Origin of the sequence: Opitutus sp. ER46 (assembly GCF_003054705.1) — a bacterium.
Classification (GTDB): Bacteria; Verrucomicrobiota; Verrucomicrobiia; order Opitutales; family Opitutaceae; genus ER46.
This window is the reverse complement of the sequence record NZ_QAYX01000024.1, coordinates 214,926-232,936: the sequence shown is the minus strand read 5'-3', so window position 1 is coordinate 232,936 and position 18,011 is coordinate 214,926. Positions and strand designations below refer to the sequence as shown.

The following is an 18,011-nucleotide window of genomic DNA, read 5'->3' as shown; positions in this document are numbered from 1 at the left end:
TGAATACCCGCCGCCGGGTTCGCGGGCCGGCCCGCGAACCCCTGCCGGCCGGAACCCCGGCTTAGTCGGTAATCTTCAGCAGGCGCCGGATCTCGGACTCGAGCTTCGGTCCGCGCGCCTCGGTCGAGACGATCCGGCCCTCCTGATCCAGCAGGAACATGGCCGGAATGGCGTTCACGCCATACGCGACGGCGTAGTCGTTTTTCCACCACTTGCCGTCAAAATACTGCGGCCAGGTCATTTGCCGCTTCGCGGCGAAATCGAGCATCTTCTGCTTCGCCGCCGCGAGCTTCCGCTCCTTCGCCGCAGCGTCGTCCTTCTGGGCAAAGGCGGGGTTCTCGAGCGTGATGCCGATCACCTCAAAGCCGCGGTCGTGGTACTTCTGGTAGTTCGCGACCACGTTCGGGATCTCCGCCACGCATGGCCCGCACCAGGTCGCCCAGAAATCGACGAGCACGACCTTGCCGCGCAGCTTGGCCAGATCCACCTCGCGCCCGTCGGCGGCGGTGAACTTCAGCGTGCCGATCTCGGCCGCCCGGCGCTTCGCCGCTTCGGCTGCCTTGACCTCCTCCGCCTTCTGGCGGTCCTCCGCGGCCTGCAGCGCCACCGCGACCTTCGGGTTCGTCTTCAGCTGCGCCACAAAGGCGTCCGCCGCCGCCGGCGCCTGTTCGCGCAATCCGCCAACATATTGCTCGACCACCGGCATCATGCGTTCGTCACCGAGGGTCGTGACGACGCGGTCCACGAGCGGCTGATACTGCGTGATGTCAAAGGCCTGCCCGGCCGCCCGCGCCTTGCCGCGAGCGTCCGCCAGCAACGCAAAGAACGCGCCTCCGCGCTGGCGCGGGCTCGCGTCGGGCGCCGCCGCCACCTCGCTCAGCAGCTTGGCCTGCTCGGCCTGGAAGGCGTCGAGCTTCGCCTGGTCCACGATCAAGTTTCTTTCGCCCGGCTGGGCGTCGAACGCGGGTTTGAAATCCTCGATGAACCATGGACGCGTGAAGCTCGACTGCACCAGCCCGTCGAACCGGCGCGGATCGTTCGGGTACTTCTGCGCGAACGCCCGCGCCGCCGCCGCGAACGCCCGCATCGTCTCGTCCTGAAACCTCCAGAAGGCACGATCCTTCCGGCTCAGCTCCTCCGGGGCCTTGCGCCGCCAGATCGTGAACACCGCGTCATAGTCGGCTTCGATTTGGCTCTTGGCTTCGACCGCCGGGACCGGGGTGGCGGCAGACGACTCGCTGGCACCGGTCGGTTTGGCGTCAGGCGCAGCTTGCGCGGTCAGGGCGAGCGCCGCCGACAGCAGGAGGAGGGACTTCTTCATAGGAAAACGGAGGACGGTTATGGGGGTGACGAGAGTGAAGCCAAAGGGAGGCGCCGGTGAAGGCGCCGTCGACCGCCACTTCGGCTGGCGCCGCATCGCGCAGCACCAGCCGACGCGATCAGAACTTTTTCGCCGCGCTCACGATGTAGCGTCGCAGCCGCGGATCGACGACGATCCGACCGTTCGCGGCATCGGCCATCGACGGCTCACGATTGAAGACGTTCACGATCGTCAACGACACCTTCATGCCCGACAGTCCGCGCACCCACCACTCCTGGGCTTCCTTGTGGAAGCGGGGATTGCCGCCGAAGTTGTAGGAGACCTGGGGATCCCAGGTGATGATGGACGGGTACGCCGTAGAGCTCAGCCCGTTGATGAAGTACTTGCCCTGCTGCGCGACCGAGACGCCGGCGCTCCAGGGACCGTTGGCCCAGAATGCCGAGTAACGCGCCCGTTTCGGCTGGTGGCCATAGGTGGAGGACGGGGTCGCCGCCGGGGTCGCCTTCGTGTAGATCACATTGGGATCGGAGAGCGCCGCGATGATCGAGATCTCGTTCGCGCCAAACATCCGATGGTAACGGACCTGGTAGTCCCACCCCTTGGTCCAGACCTTCGCGAGGTTGAGATTGCTGGCATCCCAGCCGGTGATCCGTCCCGCATACCCATGCGCAATGTCGTCGGCCGTGGGCGTGGCGCGTGAGATCCGCTCCGGGAAGTAGTTCAGCAGGTTCTGCAGGCTCGTGGAGCCGGAGCGGTCCGAGTACTCGAGGTCGTAGTAGTCGGCGGACACCGAGAAACCCTTGAACCAACGACCCGGGATATCGATCACGATGCCGGCATTCCGGGAGACGGAGTCCTCGGGTTTGAGCGTCGGATTGCCACCGCTCAGGTAGTCATACGTTCCGAGCACGGCTTCATTGCCGCGGAGCGGGTCGAACACCCGGCTCGTGCTCGTGAGTGTGGAGGTGAACTTTGAAACCGGCGCCTGCAGGTCGTACAGCCGGACCGGCTTGAACCCTTCCGAGCGCGAGCCGCGAACCGTCAGCCACTTCACCGGCTGGAACAGCGCGCGGTACGTCGGCGTGGTGACCGAGCCCGCATCGGAGTAATCCGTCGCGCGCACCGCTCCGCCGACCTCCAATCGATGCACCAGCGGGATGTGCTGGTCCTTGGAGAGGAGCGGCACCGTCACCTCCGCAAACGCTGCCTCCAGCCGGCGCGAGAATGGCTTCGTCAGGACGTACGTCGGCGTCACCGGACTTGGCTCGCGCCAGAATTTCACCTTCTCCTCGCCGGCTTCGACGCCCACCGCCGCCCGCAGGGCCCCCGCCCAACCATCCCAAACGGTGCCATCCGCCGTCGCGCTATATTGGTAAGTGTCGGTCGTGTCCTTGTGATCCGCCACCGGCATCAGCGCTGCGAGCACGCCCGCGGCGTTGGGATCGCGCCCGTTCAGACTGTCGTAGGCCAGGATCGGCTTGTTGGCCGAGTTCATGGCGGCGTTAAGCAGGCTGTAGTTGAACCCGGCGGCGATGGCGTCGTCGCTGACGACGTTGCGGGCCCAGCTCGCATTCACATCGTAACGCCAGGTTGAAAGAAAGTCGCCCTTCACTCCCAGAGTAACAGCCATGTTCTCCTGGGCTGACTCGGTCTGCGGCCGCGGGAGGTCCCAGAACACTTTGCTGAGGTAGGCGGTCGAGGAGAACGGGTTGCCCGGGTATCCGGCGGGAAGCGCCGTGGTGAGCGAGACGGGGCTGCCGATATAGCTGTTTTCGAAACGGCTCCAGCGCGCCTCGCCGTACACGCGCGCCCACGGCAGGAGGTCGTAATCATTTTTCCAGATCACGCTCTTCCGCGTGGCGGGATCGATGCTCATGGCATACTGCGCCGCATCGTAAATCGTCGCGCCGGTGGTCGTGTAGGCCGCGTTTGCCGCGGTGGTGCCATTCGAGCCGGTGGGGATACTGACCTTGTTGGTGGTCAGCCCCGGCAGGTTGGCCTGCCCGGGATAGAACGGATAACTGCTTGAACCCAGCGTGCCCGTGCCGGCGGCGCCGTTGTAGAGGAAGCTCGTGCTCGTGCTGCCCCAGATGCGGGTGTCGTAGGTCGCCGAGAACCAGCGGTCCTTCGCGGCCAACCCGTTCTGATTCTCGTACGAGAGCGTCAGGAACGTGCTCAGCTTCTTGGCGCGGAAGCCGGCGACCAGGCTAACCGTCGTCTGGCCGACGTCGCTGTCGAAGGTGTTGTCGTACACCACGCGCAGCTCGGCGCCCGTGTAGTTCTTCTTCAGCACGATGTTCACGACGCCCGCGATGGCCTCCGAGCCATAGACCGCGCCCGCGCCCTCCGGCAGCACGTCGATGCGCTCGATCGCCGAGATCGGGATGCCATCCACGCTGAAGTCCTCGCGGCCACCGGCACCGCCGGGCGCCTCCTGGCCGGTGTGCGGAATGCGGCGACCGTCGATCAGGACGAGCGTCGAGTTGCCGCCGATGCCGCGGAGGTTGAAGGAGGTACCCACCTGCTGCGCGCGCGAGGTGCCGCCGTTCATCAGGTTGTCATTGAAGCCGACCGCCGCGCCGAGCTGCGGAATCGCCCAGCGGATGTCCGCCAGCCGTTCGACGCCGCGGCGCTCAAGCTCGATCTGGTTGAGCGAAAAGACCGGCAGCGAGGTCACCTCCGCGCCCAGCGTGCGTATCCGGGAACCGGTGACCTCCACGGGCGCGAGCTTCGTCGGCGCCGTGGCGCTGATTTCGTCGGGTTCCTTCGGTACCGGCACCACGGCGGGAGCGGTCGGGGGACGATCAGGGGCGGGAACGGTCGGCTCGCTGGCGGCGCGAGTCACCGGGGCGACGAGCAGGGGAATCGTCGCGAAAAGCGCAGCCCGCAGGCGGCGCGAAGTCACGTTTTGCATAGGTGTGTGTGGCGGAAGCTGACCGGACGCTGTGGACACAAGGATTAAACACCAGTTTTCGGACCACCACCAATGGTCCGTAAGGTTGAAAGCGACCGCGGCGTGTCATGTTCACCTCGGTCCCAGGCATCTGCCCCCGCGCCACCCGGGAGGCGCCGCCCAGGGTGCCTAGCGGCTGCGGCGCAACAGGTAACTGCGCGGCCGTCCAGCCGACGGTGGCAGCTTCAGTGGCCAGCGACCAGCCTGCGTCGGGGCGCTGACGGGCTCCGGCCTTGCCCTGCCGCTGGCACGGCCTTGGCTTTGATGCCTGCGTACTCGACGCGCGGACGTCTCCACCAGCCATGCTGCTCACCCGCCAACCCGCTCTCGCCACCGCGCTGCTCGATGTGTGCGCGGCGGTGACGTATGAAGATTTTGCGGACGCCGCGGTGAAGTTCTGCCGCACGGCCGTGCCGCACACCGGCGGCGAGGTCTTCCTCAACTACCTCGATTTCGAGGTCGATACCGAGCAGGCCCTGATCGTGCGCAGCGATTTCCCCACGAAGCGCGGCCGCACCCCGGAGGAGCGCGCCTTCCGGCAGGAACACGCGCAGATCGTCGGCGCCTACTTCGAACGCCACCCCAACACCCAGGTGTACCGCGGCCAGAACCAGACGCTCCCGGCGCTTGCCGAGCTGGAAAAGACGATCTGGTTCCAGGAGGTGATGGTGCCCGAGGGGTGGCACGACTTCCTCGGCATGTCCTTCCGGACCGGCCCGATCGTGCACAGCTCGCTCTTCATCAACCGCGCCTTCAACCAGCCGACCTTCTCCCCGGACGAAGCCGCGCTCTTCGAGGAAGCCTACCCCTACTTTGCCTCGGCGCTGCAGCGCGTGCGGCTGCTCGAGAACTCCCGCGCCATTCGCACGGATCTCGAGACGTCGCTGCTCGATCTGCCGGTCGCCACCGTCCTGCTCAACTGGCAGCTGGGACTCGAGCACGCCAACCGCTATGCCGCCCGCATGTGCGCCGCCTGGGCCCACGGCCGGGGCGCGGCCCGGATGCTGAAAACACCCGCGCGCCTCGAGGTCCCCGAGGACCTGCGCACCGCCTGCCGGGAACTGCGCGAGAGCTGGAGCAGCCCGAAACCCGGCGCGATCCGCCTCCTGCGGCGAACGATTTCCCATCCGGCGCACCCGGAGCTGCAGGCCACGATCACGCTCCTGCGTCCGCACGCCCTCCGCCTTTCCGCGCCCACGTTTCTCATCCGCATCACCGAGGTCACGCACCTGAGTCCGGCCCACCAGGACCCCGGACCCAACACCACCGCGCTGCTGGCGCGCCTCAGCGGGGCGGAACGCGAGCTCGTGCCGCTCCTCCGCCGCGGCCTGGCCAACAAGGAAATTGCCACCGCGCTCGGGAAATCAGTCCCCACGATCAAGAAGCAGTTGCACTCCATCCTGGCGAAGGCCGGCGTCCCCAGCCGCGCCCGGCTGATCACGATCCTGCAGTAGCGCCAGCCGATGGCGACCGGCCGGCTAGGCTAGAGCAGGTAAGTCACATAGCCCGCGCCCATCAGCACGAGGAGCCCTGCTGCCGCGACCGCCATCCAGTTGGACCACACTCCAATCGTCGGCCCGCCCTCGCCTTCGTCTGCCGGCCGCGCCGGGGTCGCCGATTCCGCCGGTAGCGGCGTGAGGTCCTCCCCCGTCATCACATTGCGCTCCGAAAGCTCCGTGCACCGTTCCAGGTGTCGCCACGCCGCGCGCGCTTCCTCCCACGCCGCCCGGTGGCCCCGCGCCGCCGCCAGCCAGGTCTCGAGCTCCGCCCGCTCCGGCGGCGACAGCCCGCGATCCTCCTCGACCACCCACTCCGCGGCCGCATTGCGAATCTCGTCGGTGACGTCCCCCGGCGCCGCGGCGGCCTCGTCGGCAAACGACTCCATGCCGCGCCGCACGCCCGCGCAGGCCTGCGACACCACGGTCTCCTCGCTGCGGCCCAGCTCGCGCGCGATCTGGGTGAGCGTCAGGCCGTGGCGCATGCGCAACACCAGCACTTCGCGGCAACGTTTCGGCAGGTGGTGGATCGTCTCATCCAGCAGCTCCAGCTCGTGGTCCTCGCGCTTGGCAACCGCCGATGCGGAAGGACGGCCTTGTCCGTGGGAAACAGGCGTCATTGGGGTGATGGGGTGCCCGAACAGGTGCGCCAATCGCCGCCGGTTGTCGAACCGTTTTTCGGACGGTCCGCCGAACGCCGAACGTTTACTCCCTTTGGTCCATAGCCAGCAGCCGGATCCGCAGGCTAGGATGCCGCCATGTCCGCTTCGTCTGCCCCGGCCCATCCGCCGGTCTTCGACCTGATCGGCCACACCCCCCTCATGCCCCTGCGCTTCGCCGCCGAGGGCCTCACGGTGTGGGCCAAGGCCGAGTTCCTCAATCCCTCCGGTTCGATCAAGGACCGGCTCGCGCGCTGCCTCATCGAGGACGCCGAGGCGCGCGGGCTGCTGCGGCCGGATTCGATCATTCTCGAGTGCTCCAGCGGCAACACCGGGATCTCGCTCGCCATGGTCGGCGCCGCCAAGGGCTATCAGGTGCACATCGCGATGAGCGACACCGCGAGCATCGAGCGCCGCCACCTGATGCACCAGCTTGGCGCCGAGGTGCATCTCTTCAAGGCCACCAAGGGCTACGCCACCGGAATCAACCTCACCCTGGAGCTCGCCGCCCGCGAGCCCCGCTACTTTCTCCCGCGCCAGTTCGAAAACCCGATCAACGCCCGTGACCACGAGGAAGGCACCGCCGTCGAGATCCTGGAGCAAACGGGGGGACGCGTGGACGCGTTCGTCGCCGGGTACGGCACCGGCGGCACGCTCGTCGGCTGCGGCCGGGGTCTGCGCCGCCAATGCCCCAACGTCCGCGTCTTCGCCATGGAACCCGCCGAGGCCGCCATGCTCTCCGGCGAGTGCCCGTGCTGTCATCTCATCGAAGGCATCGCCGGCGGCTACGTGCCGCCACTGCTCGTCGGCGCCAACCTCGACGGCATCGTCAAGATCGCCAGCGGCGAGGCAGTGAGCATGGCGCGCCGGCTGAGCCGCGAATTCGGTCTGCTCGTCGGCACCTCGAGCGGTGGCAACGTCGCCGCCGCGCTCCGGCTCGCCCGCGAGCTGGGCCCGGACGCGCGCGTCGTAACCGTGCTCTGTGACCGCGCCGAGCGCTACTACTCGACGCCGTTGTTCGATCACTAAACCGCCGGCATCCGGAGGTTGCCACCACGCCCCGGAGCCCTGGCCGGCGGCGTTTCCCGGTGCGGGTTTGCCGCCGCGCCCCAAATCACCACGTTCTCCACTGCCATGCCGTCCGTTCGCCGTCTCCTCGGATTCTTCCTGCTCATCCTCGTCGCTTTTCTGCCCGCCCGCGGCGCCGAGCCTTCCCATGTGCAGGCAACGCTTGTCGCCGCGGAGGCGTCGATCCAGCCCGGCCGGCCGGTCACGGTCGCCCTGCGCCTGGTCCACGCCCCGCACTGGCACACCTATTGGATCAACCCCGGCACCGGCCTGCCCACGACGCTCACCTGGGACCTCCCGGCTGGCTGGGAGGCCGGCGACATCCAGTGGCCCACGCCCACGATCATCCGCGATCACACCGGCACGATCACGGGCAACGGTTACAGCGACGAGGTTCTCCTCCCCGTCACGCTCACGCCTCCCGCCAACCTCGCGCCCGGCACCAACGTTACCCTCCGCGCCAGCGCCGACTGGCTCATGTGCGCCGCCACCTGCGTGCCGGGCAATGCCGACGTCAGCGTCACGCTCCCAATCCGCACCGAGGCGCCCACACCCGACGCCACCTGGGGCGCACGGGTGCAGCGCGCTCGCGACACGCTGCCGCGGACCGATCCGGCCTGGGCCACCACCGCGACGCGTCAGGGGAAAACCATTACGCTGACCGTGCGGCCGGCGGCCGCCAGCGCGCCGGTTCCCGCCAAGCTTTGGTTCTTCGCGGACGACGGGCTCGTTGCCTACGACCAGCCGCAGCCGGCCGAGGTCCGCGGGGGCGCGACCACGCTTACGCTTGCCCTCTCACCTGATGGGCCGAAGGACGCGACGCACCTGCGCGGCGTGCTCGCCGCCGATCCGGGCTGGCGCCCCGAGGGCGCGCTGCCGGGACTGCGCGTTGACGCTCCTCTCTCGGACGCGCCCATCGCGACCGCCACCCCGGCGGGAGCCACCAACACCAACGCGGCGGCCCCGGGCACCAGTGCCGCAGGCTCCGCCGCGACCGGCGGCCTCGCCGGCACCCTCCTGCTGGCCTTCGTAGGCGGGCTCATCCTCAACCTCATGCCCTGCGTCTTCCCCGTGCTGGGCATCAAGATCCTGGGCTTCGTGAATCAGGCGGGACACGAACGGCGGCGGGTTGCGCTGCACGGGCTGACGTTTGCGCTCGGTGTGCTCCTTTCCTTCTGGACGCTGGCGGGACTGCTCGCGGTGCTGCGCGCCGGCGGCGACCAACTCGGCTGGGGCTTCCAGTTGCAGTCGCCTGCGTTCGTTTACGCGCTGGCGGTGCTGATGCTGGTGTTCGGCCTGAACATGAGCGGGGTCTTTGAGTTCGGCCTCAGCGCGACGTCCGTCGGCTCCGACCTGCAAATGAAGTCGGGTTACAGCGGCTCGTTCTTCAGCGGTGTGCTGGCGACCGTTGTGGCGACGCCGTGCAGCGCGCCGTTCCTCGCTCCCGCGCTCGGGGCCGCACTCGCGGTTTCCACGGTCGAATCGTTCGTGATCTTCACCGCAATCGCCCTCGGCCTCGCGCTGCCATACCTCCTGCTTTCGATCTTCCCGCAGGCGGTGAAGGCACTCCCGCGGCCCGGGGCATGGATGGAAACGTTCAAGCAGTTCATGGCGTTTCCGCTGTATGCGACCGCCGGCTACCTGGCGTGGGTGCTCGCCGGACAGCTCAGCGAGGAACGTTTCCTCAGCGCGCTCTTCAGCTTCGTCCTTGTGGCGCTCGCCGTCTGGATGTACGGCCGCTGGCGCACCCCCGGCGCCTCCGCCGGCCGCGCGCGCTTCGGCCTCGCGTCGCTCATCGTTGTTGGCGCGCTTGGTCTCTGGCTCGGCTGGCCGCGCAGCGTCGCCGCGCCGTCCGCCACGTCCACGCAGGCGCCGGAAGTCACCTGGGAACCGTGGAGCCCGGACGCCGTGGCACGGCTGCGCGCCGAGGGCCGGATCGTCTACGTCGACTTCACGGCGCGCTGGTGCGCCACCTGCCAGGCGAACAAGCGCCTCGTGTTCCACAGCGACGACGTGCTTCGCGCTTTCGCCGACCGGAAGATCGCGACCCTGCGCGGTGACTGGACCAACCGCGACCCGCGGATCACCACGGAGCTCGCGAAATACGGCCGCTCCGCCGTCCCGTTCAACGTGATCTGGCTGCCGGGCCGCGCCGACCCCGTCATCCTCCCCGAGCTCCTCACCCCCGCCATCGTGCTCAACGCGCTCCCGCGCGCGGAGTCCGTCGGCGGCAATGCCGCCCCGTCAGCCTGAGCGAACGGCTGAGGGAGCAAACGAGGCGTGGGCGGGCACCATCCTGGTGCCCGAGTATCCGGACATTATCCGCGAGTATCTGGACATTATCCCACTACTCGCTGTCCATTAGGTAGTAATAATTGCAGCCATCGTCCCCTCCTAGTCCCGGCATTCGCGACCGCGAACGCTGAAGTGGCCCAGCGAAGCGCGCAGCAGCCGAGGGCAAGCGTGCTTGAATGGAGGACGCCTGAAGCGTTGGGAAAACAAAGAGGACCGGCGCCGGCGGGCGCGCGGTCCTCGTTCACTGCTTCAGTGCCCCATCTTCGCTGGGGCCCCTTCACTCCGAGCTCACTGCGCGATCTCGTACACCTCGATCATCGCCGCGCCCGTGCCACCATCGGCCGAGCTCAGCATCGCGGTATAGGTGCCGGGTGCGAGGGTCACGATCACCGCGGCATCGCAGCTCCCCGCCCGCAGCGGGTAGGCGTAGACCTCGGTGCCCGCGGCGGTGATCTGCGTGGCGGTAGCGGCCACCTGCGCCGCGCTCAGCGTCACCGGCGTGCCCCAGTTGTCATTGCGGGCGATCACCCCGCCGCTGGCGTAAACCGCGAGCATGGGATTGGGGAGCACCCCGCTCACGCCAAGGTCGGCCAGTCCCGGGCCAATGCCGCGAATCAGGATGCGCTTGGGCGAGTTGCCGGTGATCACGAAGCCGCCGATCAGGACGCCGTCGCCTGAGGTCAGGCGGCCGCGCGAGGAGATGTTCACCAGCCGCTGGTAATCCGCCTGCGGGTTCTCGCTGGCATCGTAGATTTCCGCCAGCGCCACGCCGCCCGCCGCCGCGGCCCCCTGGCCCGGCACCACGTGCATCGTGTACAGGCCGGGCGAAAGCGTCACCAGCAGCGCGGACTCGCGGTCGTCAGGCGAGAGGCCAAACGCGCCGAGCCGCGCGAAGGTTTCCGCCAGGCGGGCATCGCTCTTCCACCCACTGACCGCCTGCAGGAGCTGGCCGCTTTGGTCATAGAGTTTCAGGTCCGTCGCGGAGATCGCGTCGGCCACGCCGAGGCGCGCGAGCGTCGGCCCCGCCGCGCGCAGGAGCATCGTCTTGGGCTGGGAACCAGCCACCACGAAACCCGTGATGAGTTCCGCCACGCCTGCCTGCACGCGCGACCGCGTCGACAGGTTAACCAGCCGGTCCGTCCGGACCGCCGTACCGGCCAACCCGGCAAATGACTCCGGCACCCCACCCGAAGTGGTCAGCGTGCCGGTCACAACCGTCGTCGGCGCATCCACCTTGGCCTCGACCTTCGTCGCATTGCCCAGATCGACGGCGATGACGCCATCCGCCGACGCCGTGCCGACGTTGCCGGCAACGCACGTGGGCGTGATCGCAAGGACGTAGGCTTCGTTCTGCGTGCCCACGATCGAGTAAATCGCGCCCGCCGCCGAATCCAGCGTCGCCGATTGATAATAGCCGGCGATCGGTGCCGTCGGTCCCGCCGGTGCCACCAGCACGGCGCTAAACGTCAGCCCGAGATCGTCGATGGTCCCGGTCAAAACTGAGCCGGAAAGCTGGCCCCGGAAGGTTCGCGTCGTGGCCGCCGCGGCGCCCATGACCGGATCGGCCGCGCCGTCCTCGGACTCCGGCAGCGACAGGCCCTTCGTGATTTCAAGGAAGCGTTCGGCCGACGCACTGACCGAGTTCGTGCCAAACGGAACCGTGTTCACCGTCGCCGTCCACGTGCCATCGGCCGTCGGCGTAAAGGAGACGACAAACGCCTCCCCACTGCCCGGCAACGTGCCGATCATCGTGCCCGAATGGCCATCGGCGTTCACACTGGCCGCAAAGCCAGTGTCTCCGACGCGCCCGAAATAAACCAGCGGGCCGACTGCGGTGACCGTGAACGTGCGCACCACGTCTGGCGCCGGGTTCCAGGTGTCGTTGCCCGCCTGGGAAGCGCGCACCACGACGATGCCGGAGCCGCCCGACAGCGTGACCTGATTGCCGGAGAGCAGCGCCGGGCCGCTCACGAGGGTAAAGGTCACCGGCAGGCCCGACGTGGCGGTCGCCGCGAGCGCAAACGGTGCGTCGGTCGACGAGTGGTTCGCCGGGGCGGCGAACGTGATCGTCTGGTCCTGCTTGGGCGCCGCCGTGACCGTCAACTCCGCCGAGGCGGGCTCGATGTTGTCGTTGCCCGCCTGGGTGGCGCGAATCCGGACCGCGCCGCCACCGGTCACGGTCAGACTACCGTTGCTGATCGTAGCCGAGCCGGAAACCACCGTGTAGGTGACCGGCAGGCCACTGCTGGCGGTCGCCGCCAGCGCCACCGGCTCGCCCAGGCGAACCGTCGGCGCCGGGAAGCTGATCGTCTGCGCCTGCCGGGCGATCACGAGCCGCGAGGTCACACTGCCCACGTAATTTGCCTCCGTCACCGTGCCGACCACCACATAGGTGCCCGCGTTGGTGGGCGCCGTCGTGGAGCCCGCATAGGTAATGCGCACCGAAAGATTCGGGGGACTCGTTACGGCCTGCGTGACCTTCGGGGTCCCGTCGTACACGAAGTCCAGCGGCCCCACGGACACGGCCACGGGCGCCTGCGTCACGGTCAGCGTACCGCTCGTGTAGATGAAGCTGTAATTGGCCGCAACGCCACCGGCCGGAACGATCGGATAGGTGCCCACGGCGCTGGCCGCGGTCGCAGCCGTGCTCGCCGTCGGCGCAGTCGTCAGCGCCGCTACCGTCTGGCCCAGCACGAAGCCGCTGTAGGAAACCGTCAGCGCGGGATTGGCCTGGCCGTAGGCCCGCGAGGCATTCGCCGCCGTCACGGTGAGAGGCGCCTTCGCAACCGTAAGCGTCGCAGTGGTCGTCGCCGGCAGGTAGGTATCTGAGTCAGTCGGGGTGAACGTGACGCTCAACGTGTGCGTGCCAACCCCGAGCTGGGTGCCAGCCGCGGGCGTGTAGGCATACGTGCCGGTAATTCCGGCGGACGCGTTGAGCTGCGCCGCCCCGAGGGGGGTGCCGTAGTTGAGCGTGGCGGGAGTCCAGGCAATCGGAGGTTGAACGGTAAGAACGCCCGCGGCCGACATCACCGGGCCAGAGGGATTCGTCACGACACACCGATACTCGCCAGCGTCGGCCGCCGCGACCGCCGCGATCGTGTAGGTCGTGTCGGTCGCACCCGAGATTGCCACCTCGTCCTTGACCCACTGATACGACAGCGGCCCGGCGCCGGTGGCCGCGATGCTGAAGGACACCGGCTGCCCCACCATGCGCACGCGGGAGACCGGCAGCTCGGTGAACGTCGCCGCCGCCACGGGGGCGCCCACCGTGATGCTGATCGTGGCCAGGTTGGAGTACGCCATGCCGTCGAAGGCCTTGAAGGTGATCGTATCCGTGCCGGAGAAGGAGGTGAGCGGCGTGTAGGTGTACGCGCCAGAGGAGGAATCGGGCATGCTGAGCCGGCCGTTGCGGGGCTGGCTCACGATGAAATAGATGAGCGGGTCGCCTTCGGCGTCGGTCGCAGTGAGCGTGCCGTTGTACGCCGTGTTCTGGTCGGTGGTGAACGACGCGCTCGCCGCCACCGGGCTTTGGTTTGGCTTGTTCGTGAAGCTCGCCACTTGCGAGACCATCGTCGACGTGCCGGCGATCGAGACCACCTGCCAGTAGTAGACGCCGTTCGGGGTGAGTCCGGTAAGCGTGTGCGTCCGGCCGGCCACATTCGCCGCGTCCACGGTGTACTCCGTCAAGCCGGCCATCGTGGCATCACTGGATACGCGCACGCGGTAGCCCGTCGGCGTCTGCCCGAGCGAACTTAAGTCCCAGGACAGGATGACCTGGCCCGCATCCGGATTGGCGGAAAGCGTCACCGGCGTCTTCGGCGAGTCGGTGTAGGCGAGATAGTAGGTCGGGATGCTCGAGGCATTCGCGACCGTCACCGTCTGCGTGGTCGCGTTGTAGGGCGCGAGGCCGACGCCCGTGGGCGTGTAGGTCAGCTGGAGCGCCTCGGTGGCCACCGGGGAGTTCAAGCTGAACTGGGTCGTGTAGGCGGTGCCCACCAGGCCGATGGTGGCCGAGGTCCCATAGCGGCGCTGGGCGCTCGCCCCGAGCATATTGCGGTAGAAGATCTCAATCTTTCCCGTCTCCTCGTGCAGCACGATGTTGAACGTGCCGACCTCGTAGGGCTCGTTGTAGCTGTAGAGATTCGTCCACTGGAGAATGCAGCGGCGGTTGGGCGCCTCACCCGTCGTGGTGTAGAGCACCTTGGTGACGCCGTTCGTGATCCAGAGGTCATCCCAGAGCGCATACACGCCCAAGTTGCCCGTACGGTCGGTGAGGGCGGTGTTCGAAAACGCCCCATCTGCCCCGGCAAAGTAGAGGACGCCATTGGTTGAGACGTAGAACTGGGTGTAGTCGACGCCACAGTACTTGAACGTGAACCCGATGTTGAACGGACCGGAGAAAGCGTCGTCCGCGTTTCCGAACGTCACCAGGTTCGGCGTGATCAGGACCGTCTCACTTGCCTTCGCCGAGGGCGACGGGCTCAGGAATGCCAGGACACACAGCAGGAGAGTGGCGGCTCGGGCCGTCAGGTTGGGAATGCGCATGATGGGGGAAATGGCGCGCCACCCGCGCCCAGGCACGGACAACAGCGTCCGTCTCGGGGTCCAGCGATGGAACTCCGGCGGGATGGTTCTGGGGCGACGCGTCAGAAGGGTGGAATCGGCACCACCGGCTTGGCGATTGAATCCGCCAAGGCTGCGGTTACTACGCAGGTCGAGCATAGCGTTCGTTACGGTATTTTATACTTTGATACGCCAATGGCCGCTGGCGCGAGTGGCTGGCGTTTGGCGGTCAACCCGCGCGCCCGGTGGTTGCCATTGCCGTCGGTGCGGAAACCGTCTCCGCTCGGCGCGCCCCTTTCCCCATGAAGTTGCATCTCCTCGCCCCCGCGCTGCTGCTGAGCGCTTGCGTCTCCGCCGCGGCGCCGACCGCTCCTGCGCCAACGCCCAGCCCCGCCGCGCCGTTCGCCCGTCTCGCCGACGGCATCGTCGCGCCGGTTCCCGCCGGCTGGTTGCGACTCCAGGTCCGCGGGGACACGATCGTCCGCATCGCGGTGGCGGCCGACCGGGCGTTCTTCGACCGCGAGAGCCTGATCGTCACCTCCGACCGGCTCGCCTCCGTGCCGGCATGGACGGCGGACGCCACGGACGCGACACTCACCCTCCGGACCGCCCGGCTGCAGGTACGGGTCGACCGCGCCAGCGGCGCCGTCGGCTTCCTGACTGCGGCGGGCGAGCCGATCCTTGCGGAGCGCACCGGTGGTCGGAAAATCGAGCGGGCAATCGTCCAGGGTGAAACGACCGCCCATGTGCAGCAGCAATGGGAGGCGGTCGGCGACGAAACCCTGCATGGCCTCGGCCAGCACCAGCTTGGCGTCGTCGACATCCGCGACACCGATCTCGAACTCTGGCAGCACAACGGCACCGTCGCCGTGCCATTCCTGGTCTCCAGCCGCGGCTATGGCCTCCTCTGGGACAACCCCTCGTACACCCGCTTCGGCGACCTGCGGCCATTTGCCCCCTTGCCGGCGAAGGCCTTGAAGGACCTCGACGGTCAGCCCGGCGCGCTCACCGTCACCTACTTCGGTGACGGCCGGTTCCAGCAACCGCTGTTTCGCCATCGCGCGGACGACATAGCCATCTCGCTGCCCAAAGGGCCCAGCCAGCCGAACACCGCGGTCCATCCCGGGCTGCCACCCAAGGGCACGATTGGCGTGCGCTGGGAAGGCACGTTCGACGTCGCGGTGGCAGGCGCGCACACCTTCCAGACCTACTCCAACAACGGAGCCGCGGTCTGGATCGACGACCAGCTCGTGATCCAGAACTGGTGGCACGACTGGCTGCCGTATCCGAAGCAGGCGCGGGTCGCCCTGACCGCCGGCACCCACCGGATTCGCGTCGAATGGACCCGCGACCATTCGGGCAACGAGATGAATTTGCGCTGGAAGACGCCCGCCGCGGACCGGCCGATCACGCTCTGGTCCGAGGTGGGCGACGGCATCGACTACACCTTCGTCTACGGCCCGCAGCTCGACCAGGTGATCGCCGGCTATCGCGCCTTGACCGGCCGCGCCTCGCTCCTGCCGGTCTGGACGCTCGGGCTGTGGCAATCGAAGCAGCGCTACGAGACGGCCCAGCAAAGCCTCGACGTGCTGGCCGAGTTCCGCCGCCGCGGTATCGCGATCGATAACATCGTGCAGGACTGGTTCTACTGGAAGGAGGCCGAATGGGGCTCCCACGCCTTCGATCCCGCGCGCTTTCCCGATCCGCAGGCCTGGATCGACGCCATTCACGACCAGTACCACGCCCGGCTCATGATCTCCGTCTGGGGCAAGTTCTACCCCGGCACGGCGCACTTCGACGCGCTGCACCGGCGCGGCTTCCTCTACCCACCACTGCTCTGGGAAGGCGTGAAGGACTGGGTCGGGTATCCTTATACCGACTACGACGCCTTCAATCCCGAGGCGCGAGAGCTGTTCTGGAGCCAGGTGCACGACAGCCTGTTCACCAAGAAGGTGGACGCCTGGTGGATGGATGCCACGGAGCCGGATATTTCCTCCCCGCCCGACCTCACCCAGCAAAAGCTGCGCATGAATCCGACCGCGCTCGGCACCGGCGCGCGCGTGCTGAACGCCTACGCGCTGATGAACAGCCGGGCGGTGTACGAAGGCCAGCGCGCCGCCGCGCCCGACCAACGCGTGTTCATCCTCACTCGCTCGGGTTTCGCCGGTCTCCAACGCTACGCCAGCGCCACCTGGTCGGGCGACATCTCGAGCACTTGGGACAGCATGCGCCGCCAGATTGCCGCGGGGCTCGGTTACTCGATGTCCGGCATTCCCTATTGGAGCATGGACATCGGCGGATTCACCGCCCCGCCGCGCTTCCTCGGCAAGAAGCTGACGGCGGAGGCTCGCGACGAGTGGTGCGAGCTCAATGCCCGCTGGTTCCAGTTCGGCGCGTTCGTCCCGCTGGTTCGCCTCCACGGCGAATCACAACCCCGCGAGCCGTGGGCCTTCGGCGGTGACACGCACCCGGTGTACCAGACGATCACCACCTTCAACCGGCTGCGCTACCAGCTCCTGCCCTACATCTATGCCGTCGCCGGCGCCGTCACCCACGACGACGCCACCTTCATGCGGCCGTTGGTGATGGACTTCCCCAACGACGCCATCGCCGCGCGTGACTCCACGCAGTACTTGTTCGGGCCCGCGTTCCTCGTGGCGCCCGTGACCGAGTACAAGGCCCGCGAGCGCAGCGTGTACCTGCCGCAGGCGGCCGGCGGCTGGTACAACTTCTGGACCGGCGCGCATCACGCCAAAGCCGGCACGGAAACCGTCGCGGCACCCTACGAGCAGATGCCGCTCTTTGTGCGCGCGGGCTCAATCGTGCCGTTCGGACCGGATCGCCAGTACACCACGGAAAAGCCGGCGGATCCGATCACCCTCCGCATCTACGCCGGCGCCGACGGCCTCTTCAGCCTCTATGAGGACGACGGGCTGAGCTACGGCTACGAGCGCGGCGAGTTCGCCCGCATCCCGCTGGCGTGGAATGACGCCAAGAAGACGCTGACCATCGGCGCGCGCGCGGGCCGCTTCCCCGGCATGCTCGAGCAACGCACCTTCCAGATCGTGCTCGTGTCCGCGTCGCGCGGCACGCCCTTCGAGTTCATGCCCAAGATCCTGCAAACGGTGACGTACCGCGGTGAGCCGCTGCACGTCGTCCTGCCGTAAGCCCTGCAACGCCTGCCGGGTGGCCCCGCACCGCCCGGCCCGCGTCGAACGTTCAGGACTTCGCGGGCGCGGCCACGGGCGTGTGCTGCTCGGCCGCAATTCTGGAAGCAGGAGCGGGAGCCGCGGGCCGCGCCGGCGCCGGCGCCGGCGGCGTTGTCTTCGCTAGGGCAGGTTTCTTCGGCTCTGGCTTCGGCGCATCCCAATAGGCCACGCGCCCGCGCTCGAAGATGATGTAGCCACAGCGATCGTAGGTCCACATGGCGTTCCCACCGCGGGCCTCGTTCTGCAGCAACGGCACCCCCGCGCAGCGCCATGCGGAATCGCGATCCATGCCCGCACGCAACTCGCACCAATCCGCGCGCGCCCACGGCGCGGCGAGCAGGAGAAAAGTCAGGAGAGCGAAGCGTTGCATCAGGGGCGGTATCGGCACGAGCGGCAGGCCGGTCAATGGACTCGGCCCCAACCGCCGATTTGTGATCGGTTTTTGAC

General features: G+C 67.9%; 9 protein-coding genes. 4 read left to right on the top strand and 5 right to left on the bottom strand.

Annotation, left to right across the window (positions count from 1 at the left end; genetic code table 11):
* Positions 1–61 precede the first annotated feature (61 nt).
* Positions 62–1,321, bottom strand: coding sequence for a TlpA disulfide reductase family protein (locus DB354_RS16405; RefSeq protein ID WP_107836729.1), 1,260 nt, complete (start codon positions 1,319–1,321; stop codon positions 62–64).
* 118 nt (positions 1,322–1,439) lie between these two features.
* Positions 1,440–4,235 (bottom strand): TonB-dependent receptor, encoded by a 2,796-nt coding sequence (locus DB354_RS16400; RefSeq protein WP_107836728.1) that lies wholly within the window; start codon positions 4,233–4,235, stop codon positions 1,440–1,442.
* A gap of 341 nt (positions 4,236–4,576) precedes the next feature.
* On the opposite strand from DB354_RS16400, the gene DB354_RS16395 reads away from it, so the two are divergent.
* Positions 4,577–5,728: a helix-turn-helix transcriptional regulator gene (locus DB354_RS16395; protein ID WP_107836727.1), complete on the top strand. Its 1,152-nt coding sequence runs from the start codon at positions 4,577–4,579 to the stop codon at positions 5,726–5,728.
* 29 nt (positions 5,729–5,757) lie between these two features.
* Here the strand turns inward: DB354_RS16395 and DB354_RS16390 are convergent, their stop codons facing one another.
* On the bottom strand, positions 5,758–6,390 hold the full coding sequence (locus DB354_RS16390) for a sigma-70 family RNA polymerase sigma factor (RefSeq protein WP_158277574.1): 633 nt from the start codon (positions 6,388–6,390) through the stop codon (positions 5,758–5,760).
* Between the two features lie 138 nt (positions 6,391–6,528).
* On the opposite strand from DB354_RS16390, the gene DB354_RS16385 reads away from it, so the two are divergent.
* Both DB354_RS16385 and DB354_RS16380 read left to right on the top strand, forming a co-directional pair.
* Positions 6,529–7,458: a cysteine synthase family protein gene (locus tag DB354_RS16385; RefSeq protein ID WP_107836725.1), complete on the top strand. Its 930-nt coding sequence runs from the start codon at positions 6,529–6,531 to the stop codon at positions 7,456–7,458.
* Between the two features lie 105 nt (positions 7,459–7,563).
* Positions 7,564–9,750 (top strand): protein-disulfide reductase DsbD domain-containing protein, encoded by a 2,187-nt coding sequence (locus DB354_RS16380; RefSeq protein WP_107836724.1) that lies wholly within the window; start codon positions 7,564–7,566, stop codon positions 9,748–9,750.
* Positions 9,751–10,080: 330 nt separating this feature from the next.
* Here DB354_RS16380 and DB354_RS16375 read toward each other — a convergent pair whose 3' ends face one another.
* Positions 10,081–14,337 (bottom strand): MBG domain-containing protein, encoded by a 4,257-nt coding sequence (locus DB354_RS16375; protein ID WP_158277573.1) that lies wholly within the window; start codon positions 14,335–14,337, stop codon positions 10,081–10,083.
* Positions 14,338–14,657: 320 nt separating this feature from the next.
* Here DB354_RS16375 and DB354_RS16370 point away from each other — a divergent pair, with 320 nt between their 5' ends.
* Entirely contained in the window at positions 14,658–17,522 is a 2,865-nt protein-coding gene (locus tag DB354_RS16370) for a TIM-barrel domain-containing protein (protein WP_107836722.1), read from the top strand.
* Between the two features lie 52 nt (positions 17,523–17,574).
* Here DB354_RS16370 and DB354_RS16365 read toward each other — a convergent pair whose 3' ends face one another.
* Complete coding sequence (locus DB354_RS16365; protein ID WP_107836721.1) at positions 17,575–17,934, bottom strand: hypothetical protein; 360 nt, start codon at positions 17,932–17,934, stop codon at positions 17,575–17,577.
* Positions 17,935–18,011: the final 77 nt, after the last annotated feature.

Excerpts from the sequence above, each read along its gene's own strand:
- DB354_RS16405 (WP_107836729.1), bottom strand. The coding sequence starts at position 1,321 with ATGAAGAAGTCCCTCCTCCTGCTGTCGGCGGCGCTCGCCCTGACCGCG.
- DB354_RS16400 (WP_107836728.1), bottom strand. The coding sequence starts at position 4,235 with ATGCAAAACGTGACTTCGCGCCGCCTGCGGGCTGCGCTTTTCGCGACG.
- DB354_RS16395 (WP_107836727.1), top strand. The coding sequence starts at position 4,577 with ATGCTGCTCACCCGCCAACCCGCTCTCGCCACCGCGCTGCTCGATGTG.
- DB354_RS16380 (WP_107836724.1), top strand. The coding sequence starts at position 7,564 with ATGCCGTCCGTTCGCCGTCTCCTCGGATTCTTCCTGCTCATCCTCGTC.
- DB354_RS16365 (WP_107836721.1), bottom strand. The coding sequence starts at position 17,934 with ATGCAACGCTTCGCTCTCCTGACTTTTCTCCTGCTCGCCGCGCCGTGG.
- DB354_RS16370 (WP_107836722.1), top strand. The coding sequence starts at position 14,658 with ATGAAGTTGCATCTCCTCGCCCCCGCGCTGCTGCTGAGCGCTTGCGTC.
- DB354_RS16390 (WP_158277574.1), bottom strand. The coding sequence starts at position 6,390 with ATGACGCCTGTTTCCCACGGACAAGGCCGTCCTTCCGCATCGGCGGTT.
- DB354_RS16375 (WP_158277573.1), bottom strand. The coding sequence starts at position 14,337 with ATGCGCATTCCCAACCTGACGGCCCGAGCCGCCACTCTCCTGCTGTGT.
- DB354_RS16385 (WP_107836725.1), top strand. The coding sequence starts at position 6,529 with ATGTCCGCTTCGTCTGCCCCGGCCCATCCGCCGGTCTTCGACCTGATC.